This is a genomic window from Streptomyces sp. NPDC005899 (assembly GCF_040629645.1).
Taxonomy (GTDB): domain Bacteria; phylum Actinomycetota; class Actinomycetes; order Streptomycetales; family Streptomycetaceae; genus Streptomyces.
Window position 1 is genome coordinate 1 of record NZ_JBEXWB010000281.1, and the last position, 8,552, is coordinate 8,552.

At 75.9% G+C, this 8,552-nt stretch carries 2 protein-coding genes; both read left to right on the forward strand.

Annotation, left to right across the window (positions count from 1 at the left end):
- On the forward strand, window positions 1-5,840 hold a 5,840-nt coding region (locus tag ABZ371_RS24900; protein ID WP_358683451.1), incomplete at its 5' end, for a type I polyketide synthase.
- Window positions 5,841-5,862: 22 nt separating this feature from the next.
- Window positions 5,863-8,552 (forward strand): type I polyketide synthase (locus ABZ371_RS24905; RefSeq protein ID WP_358683453.1); only part of this gene is annotated, 2,690 nt, incomplete at its 3' end.

Consider the following 8,552-nt stretch of genomic DNA (forward strand, 5'->3'; position numbering starts at 1 on the left):
ACGGCGGCTGGGCCGCACGGACGGCGGCGCTGGCCCCGGCGGACCGCCGCAGGGCGGTCCTCGACCTGGTCGCCGGCGCCGTCGCCGCCGTGCTGGGGCTGGAGTCCGCCAGGGCGGTCGATCCGGCCGCGGCCTTCCGGGACCTGGGGCTCGATTCCCTGTCAGGCCTCGAACTCCGGGGCCGCGTCACCTCGGCGACCGGTGTCCCCCTCGCGTCCACCGCCGTGTTCGACCACCCCACCCCCTCCGCCCTCGCCGACCACCTGCTGGGCCGCATCGACACGGCTCCCGTGACCCCGGTGACCCGGGCTCCGAACCGCGTCGCCGACCCCCAGGGCGACCCGATCGTGATCGTCGGCATGGCCTGCCGCTACCCCGGCGACGTGCGCACGCCGCAGGACCTGTGGAACCTCGTCGTGGACGGCACGGACGCCATCGGCCCGTTCCCGGAGAACCGCGACTGGGACATCGACGGCCTGTACGACCCGGACCCGGACCATCCCGGCACGTCGTACACCCGGCACGGCGGCTTCCTGTACGACGCCGACCGCTTCGACGCGGAGTTCTTCGGCATCAGCCCCCGCGAGGCGGCCGGCATGGACCCGCAGCAGCGGCTGCTGCTGGAGACCGGCTGGGAGGCGGTGGAGAGCGCCGGGATCGCCCCGACGTCGCTGCACGGCAGCCGGACCGGCGTCTTCTGCGGCGTGATGTACAGCGACTACACGTCCCGCCTGCCCACGACGCCCGAGAGCGTCGAGGCTTACCGCTTCATCGGCAACTCCCCGAGCGTGGTGTCCGGACGCCTCTCCTACACCCTCGGGCTCAAGGGCCCGGCGATCACCGTCGACACCGCGTGCTCCTCGTCACTGGTCGCCCTGCACCTCGCCGCGCAGGCGCTGCGGAGCGGCGAGTGCGAGATGGCGCTCGCCGGCGGCGTCACGGTGATGGCCGCCCCGAGCACGTTCGTCGAGTTCAGCCGGCAGCGCGGGCTCGCGCCGGACGGCCGGTGCAAGGCGTTCTCGGACAGCGCGGACGGCACCGCCTGGAGCGAGGGCGCCGGAGTGCTCCTGCTCGAACGGCTCTCCGACGCCCGCCGCAACGGGCACGAGGTGCTGGCCGTCGTCCGGGGCTCCGCCGTCAACCAGGACGGCGCGAGCAACGGACTCACGGCCCCCAACGGCCCCTCGCAGGAACGGGTCATCCGCGACGCGCTCGGCAACGCCGGACTCGCCCCCGACGGGGTCGACGCGGTGGAGGCGCACGGTACGGGAACCCGGCTCGGCGACCCCATCGAGGCGCAGGCCCTGCTGGCGACGTACGGTCAGGACCGGGCCCCGGACGCCCCGCTCCACCTGGGCACCCTCAAGTCCAACATCGGCCACGCCCAGGCCGCCGCGGGCGTCGGCGGTGTCATCAAGATGGTCATGGCGATGCGGCACGGGGTCCTGCCCCGCACCCTGCACCTCGGCGAACCGTCCTCGCACGTGGACTGGGAGGCCGGCGCGGTCAGTCTGCTCACCGAGGCACGCGCCTGGCCCGAGCGCCCCCACCCCCGCCGGGCCGGTGTGTCCTCGTTCGGTGTCAGCGGCACCAACGCCCACGTGATCATCGAGCAGGCCCCCGGCGCGACCGGGACCGGGCCGCGCACCGAAACACCCGCCGGACCGCTGCCCTGGGTGCTGTCGGCCCGGGGCACCGCCGCCCTGCGCGCCCAGGCCGCGCAGATGCGGCCGCTCGCCGCCGAAGGACCGGAGGGAGCGGAGCTCACCGAGGCCCACCGGGACACGGGGTACTCCCTGGCGGCCTCGCGGTCCGCGCTCGCCGACCGGGCCGTCGTGCTCGCCGCCGACCGGGCGGAGCTCCTCGCGGGGCTGGACGCCCTGAAGGCCGGCCGTACGACGGGCGACGTCGTGACGGGCACGGCGGACCGCCCCGCCCGGACCGCCTTCCTCTTCACCGGCCAGGGCAGCCAGCGCCCCGGCATGGGACGGGAACTGTACGCGCGCTTCCCCGTGTTCGCCGAGGCCTTCGACGCGGTCTGCGCCCACATGGAGACCGTCGCGGGCATCCCCCTGAAGGCACTGGTCTTCGCCGACGAAGGCACGGACGAGGCCCGGCGGCTGGACGGGACGGACTGCACCCAGCCCGCCCTCTTCGCCCTGGAGGTCGCGCTGTTCCGGCTGCTGGAGCACTCCGGGGTCACACCCGACCAACTGCTCGGGCACTCGGTCGGCGAACTGGCCGCCGCGCACGTCGCAGGCGTCCTGGAACTGCCGGACGCCTGCGCCCTGGTCGCCGCCCGCGGGCGCCTCATGCAGAGTGCCCCGCGGGGCGGTGCGATGGCCGCCGTCGAGGCCACCGAGAGCGAGATACGGGAGGCGCTGGCCGCCTACGCGGGCCGCGCCGACCTCGCGGCGGTGAACGGGCACGCGTCCGTCGTCGTCACCGGTGACGAGGACGCGGTGGCCGAACTGGCGGACACCTGGCGGGCGAAGGGGCGCAGGACGTCCCGTCTGCGGGTGTCCCACGCCTTCCACTCCCCGCACATGGACGGGGTGCTCGCCGAGTTCCGGGCGGTGGCAGAGGGCATCACGTTCTCGCCACCCCGGATCCCGCTGATCTCCAACGTCACCGGACGCCCGGCGACCCACGAGGAACTGTCCGACCCCGGCTACTGGGTGCGCCAGCTGCGCGGCACCGTCCGCTTCCGCGACGGCCTCCGCCACCTCGCCGACGACGGTGTCACCCTGTGCCTGGAACTGGGGCCGGACGCCGTACTCACCGCCCTCGTCCGCGGCGAGGCGGCCGGCGACGAGGACTTCCCGATCACCGCCGCCGCACCGGTGCTGCGCCGGGGCCTTGGCGAGGTCCGCACCTTCGCCGCGGCTCTCGCCGCGGCCTACACCGCCGGCACGGACGTCGACTGGAGCGCCTTCTTCCCCTCCGGGCGGACCGTCCCCCTGCCGACCTACCCCTACCAGCGCAAGCGGTACTGGCTGAGCGCGCCCACACCGGCCGCCACGCCCGCCGCCGGGGGCGGCCACCCGTTCCTCGGCACGGTGGTCGACCTGGCCGGCGGGCAGGGCCTGCTGCTGGGCGGACGGCTCGACCCGGCGACCCGGCCCTGGCTCGCGGACCACGCGGTGGCCGGCTCGGTACGGCTGCCGGGCGCCGCCCTCGCCGAACTCGCCCTGTACGCGGGCGGCCGGGCCGGCACCCCGCACGTCGGCGAACTGGTGCTGGAACAGCCCCTGCCGCTCGGCTCCGCCGTGACCCTCCAGCTGATGGTGTCCGGTCCGGCTCCGGACGGCAGCCGGGCACTGACCGTGCACTCCCGCCCCGACGCGGCGGGGGAGGACGACGGGTGGACCCGCAATGCCACCGGTGTGCTGCTGCCCCGGAACCGGGATCGGGACCGGGAGGCGGACGCCGGCACCGACACCGGTGTCCGGCCGCCCCCGGAGGCGGTCGCCGTCCCCCTGGACGGCCTCTACGACCGGCTGGCCGAGCGCGGCTACACCTACGGGTCCGCATTCCGGGGCCTGCGTGCCCTGTGGCGCCACGAGGACACCCTGCACGCCGAGGTGGAGCTTCCCGCCGATGTCGCCGAGGACGGCCACCTGCTGCACCCGGCCGCGCTCGACGCCGCCCTGCACAGCCTGCTGGGCGCCGCCGGTGACGAGGGCCGGCTGCTCGTCCCGTTCGCCTGGACCGGCCTGACCCTGCACCCGGCCCGCGGCCGGTCCCTCCGGTTGCGCCTGCGCCGGGAGGGCGGCGACACGTGGTCCCTGCTGGCCACCGACGCCGAAGGGGCGCCCGTCCTCACCGTCGCGGGCCTCGCCCTGCGCGAACTGCCGCCGGAGCCCGCAGCACCGGACGGCACGGCCGGGCTCTTCCGCCTCGACTGGGTGGAACGCGACGCCACCGCGACGAGCCCCGCGAACCCCCCGGGCACCTGGGCCGTCCTCGGCTCCGACGGCGCCGCGGACGCCCTGCGGGACGCCGTGCGCGTCACGGGGACACCGGTGCGCGCGGCCACCGGCTTCCACGACCTGGCGGGCGACACCGACGGCGGCGCCGAGGCACCCGCCGTCGTCATCGCCCTCGAAGCGGGCGGGACCTCCGCACCCGGCGGGACCGCCGCGCCCGGCACACGCGCCGCACCCGGCGCAACCGGGTACGACCGGGCCGCCGCACCCAGCGGCCCCTCCGCACCCGGCGGACCCGCCCGACCCGGCGGGTCCGCCGAGGCGGACCTCCCGGACCTCCACGCGGCCCTGGACCTGGTCCGGCGCTGGCTCGCGGACAGCAGGTTCGCGGCCTCCCGGCTGGTGTTCGTCACGCGTGACGCCGTCGCCACCGGGACGACCGGCGCCCCCGATCCCGCACGGGCCGCGGTCTGGGGCCTGATCAGGTCCGCGCAGTCCGAACACCCCGGCCGCTTCACGCTGGTGGACGTCGACGGCCGGCCCGAGTCCGTGCGTGCCCTCGTGCGGGCGGCCGGCTCCGGCGAACCCCAGGTGGCCGTCCGGGCCGGACGCGCCCTCACCCCCGTACTGCGCCCCCACCGGGCCGGCCCGGACCGCGCGGCGCCGTTCGGCGAGGACAGCCACGTGCTGGTCACCGGCGGCCTCGGCACCCTGGGCCGTGTGGTGGCCCGGCACCTGGCCACCCGGTACGGCGTGCGGCGGCTGGTGCTGACCGGCCGGCGCGGCATGGGGACACCCGGTGCCGGGGACACGGTGGCCGGGCTGGAGCGCCTCGGCGTCCGGGTGACCGTCGCCGCCTGCGACACGGCCGACCGCACGGCCCTGGCGGACCTGCTCGGCACTCTGCCAGGCGACCACCCGCTGACCGGCGTCGTGCACGCGGCCGGTGTACTGGACGACACCGTCGTCCAGAGCCTGACCCCCGAACGGCTGGCCGCCGTCCTGCGGCCCAAGGTGGACGGTGCCCACCACCTCCACGAGCTCACCCGGCACCTGGACCTCGACGCGTTCGTCCTGTTCTCCTCGCTCGCCGGAATGCTCGGTACGGCGGGGCAGGGCAACTACGCGGCGGCCAACACCTATCTCGACGCGCTCGCCCTGCGGCGCCGCGCGGAAGGCCTTCCCGCCCTCTCCCTGGCCTGGGGCCTGTGGGCGGGCGAGGGTGAGATGACGGGCGACCTCGGGGAGACGGACCTCCTGCGGCTGTCCCGTACCGGCGTCGGCGCCGTGACCGCCGAGGAGGGCCTGGCACTGTTCGACGCCGCGCTGACCCGGGACGCACCCGTCGTGGCTCCCGCGCGGTTCGACCTGGGCGCCCTGGACGCGCGGTCGGCGCCGCCGATCCTGCGCGAACTCGCCCCGGCCGCACCACAGCGGACCGCCGAGGCCCCGCCGTCCGGCGAGGACCGGCCGGCCGCGCTGCGTGAGCGGCTGGCCCGCGCCCCGCGCAACGAGCGGCACCACCTGGTCCTGGAGGCCGTACGGGCGGAGATCACGGCCGTCCTCGGCCTCGGCGGGGACGAGAAGGTGCCGGCCGGACGGCGGTTCCAGGACATGGGCTTCGACTCCCTCACCTCCCTCGAACTGCGCAACCGGCTCAGCGCCACCACGGGGGCTTGGCTGCCCCCGACGGTGGTCTTCGACCACCCCAGCCCGGGCGCCCTCGCCGAACACCTGGCGGCCGGACTCACCGCACCGCACACGCCCGGGGAGGCGGAGGCCCCGGCCCCTGCCGGACCGGACGGCACCCCGCAGGACCCGGCCGGTCACGACGACACCGAGCTGGACGCCATGACCCCCGACGAACTCGTCCGCCTGGCACTGGGCGGAGCCCGTCCGGACACCCCCTAGCAGCGAACTACGGAGAGACACGATGACGGCCACATCCCCTGATCAAGTCGTCGACGCGCTGCGGGCGGCGTTGAAGGAGAACGAGCGGCTCCGGGCGGCCGACGCCCGCCGGGCCGGACGCGAGAACGGTCCGATCGCCATCGTCGGCATGGCCTGCCGCTACCCGGGCGGCGTCGCCTCCCCCGAGGACCTGTGGCGGCTGGTCGCCGACGAGGTGGACGCGGTGGGGCCGTTCCCCACCGACCGGGGGTGGGACCTGTCCGCCCTCCACGACCCGGACCCGGACGTCCCGGGCACCTCCTACGTCGACCAGGGCGGATTCCTCCGGGACGCCACGCTCTTCGACGCCGAGTTCTTCGGTGTCTCGCCGCGCGAGGCCCACGCGATGGACCCGCAGCACCGTCTGCTGCTGGAGACGGCGTGGGAGGCCCTCGAGGACGCCGGCGTCGCCCCGGCGTCCCTGCGCGGCACCCGTACGGGCGTGTTCGTCGGCACCATGTACGACGACTACGGCTCCCGGCTCGCCCCGGCGCCGGCGGAGTACGAGGGCTACCTCGGACTGGGCAGTGCCGGCAGTGTCGCCTCGGGGCGCATCGCCTACACGCTCGGCCTCCGGGGCCCGGCCATGACCGTGGACACCGCCTGCTCCTCCTCGCTGGTCGCCCTGCACCTCGCCTGCGCCTCGCTGCGGCGCGAGGAGTGCACACTGGCGCTGGCCGGCGGTGCCACCGTCATGGCGACGCCCATGCCGTTCGTGGAGTTCAGCCGCCAGCGCGGTCTGGCCCGCGACGGAAGGTGCAAGTCGTTCGCCGCGTCCGCCGACGGCACCGGGTGGGCCGAGGGAGCGGGACTCCTCCTCCTGGAGCGGCTGGAGGACGCCGTCCGCCTCGGCCACCCCGTACTCGCCGTCGTACGCGGGTCCGCCGTCAACCAGAACGGCGACAGCAACGGCCTCACGGCCCCCAGCGGCCCGGCGCAGGAACTCGTCGTCCGGCAGGCACTCGACGCAGCCGGGGTGGCCGCCGACGAGGTCGACGCGGTCGAGGCCCACGGCACCGGCACCTCGCTCGGCGACCCGATCGAGGCAGGCGCCCTGCTGGCCACCTACGGCGCGTCCCGCCCGGCGGACCGCCCCCTGCACCTGGGATCGCTCAAGTCGAACATCGGCCACTCCCAGAGCGCCGCGGGTGTCGGCGGCGTCATCAAGATGGTCATGGCCATGCGCCACGGCATCCTGCCGCGCACCCTGCACGCGGACGAACCGAGTCCCCACGTCGACTGGACGGGCGGAGCGCTGGAACTGCTGACCGAGGCCAGACCCTGGCCGCAGCACGGGCGTCCGCGCCGGGCCGCCGTCTCGTCCTTCGGCATCAGCGGGGCCAACGCCCACGTCGTCCTGGAGGAGCCACCGGCCCCTCCGGCCCCACGACCGCCGGACGACCGGGTGCCCGTGCTCCCGGTCGTCCCCCTGGTGCTGTCGGCGAACAGCGGGGAAGCGCTGAGGGCCCAGGCGGCCCGGCTGCTCGACCGGCTCGCCGACCGGCCGGCCCGCCCGCTGGACCTGGGCTTCTCGCTGGCCACCACGCGGGGCCACCTCGAGCACAGGGCCGTCCTCCTCCCCGCCGACTCCGGCGAACTGACCGCCGGGCTGCGCGCGCTGTCCACCGGGGCCGGTGACGCCCCGGCGATACGGGGCAGGGCCGCCGAAGGACGCACCGCCTTCCTCTTCGCCGGCCAGGGTGCCCAGCGGGCCGGCATGGGCCATGACCTGTACCGCACCTTCCCGGTGTTCGCCGAGGCGTTCGACACGGTCTGCGCGGAAGTCGACCGGCGGCTGCCGCGCCCGCTGCGCGACGTGCTCTTCGCGGGGGAGGGCTCGGCCGAGGCGGCCCTGCTGGACCGCACCGAGTACACCCAGCCCGCCCTCTTCGCCTTCGAGGTCGCGCTGTTCCGGCTCCTGGGGTCGTGGGGCGTGCGCCCCGACGCCGTCCTCGGGCACTCCGTGGGCGCGCTGGCCGCGGTCCACACCGCAGGCGTGCTGTCCCTGTCCGACGCCGCCGACCTGGTGGCGGCCCGCGGCAGGATCATGCAGCAACTCCCGCCCGGCGGGGCCATGGTGGCGCTCCGGGCCGGTGAGGAGCAGGCCGCGGGGCTGATCCGCGGCCGGACCGACAGGGTCGCGGTCGCCGCCGTCAACGGCCCGGCGTCCACCGTGCTCTCCGGGGACCGCGAGGAACTCGCCGACGTGGTCGCCCGGTTCGAGGCCGCCGGCGGAAAGGCCACCTGGCTGCCCGTCAGCCACGCCTTCCACTCGCCCCTGATGGATCCGGCGCTCGACGAACTGCGCACCGTGGTCAAGGGGCTGACGTTCCACGCACCCGAGTTCACCGTCGTATCCGACCTGACCGGCCGGCCCGTCGAGCCGGAGGAGCTCGCCGATCCCGAGTACTGGATCCGCCACGCGTCGCGCCCGGTGCGCTTCCAGGACGGTGTGCACGCGCTCGCCGAACTCGACTGCGCCCGCTTCGTCGAGCTCGGACCGGCCGGGGACCTCACCGCCATGGCGGACGACTGCCTCGCCGGACGGGTCGCCGCGAGCCGGCGGCCGGTGCTCGTCCCGGCGCTGCGGCGCCGCCGGCCCGACACGAACTCCCTGCTGGAGGCGGTGGCCCGGCTGCACGTGAGCGGGACGGCCGTCGACTGGGACGCGGT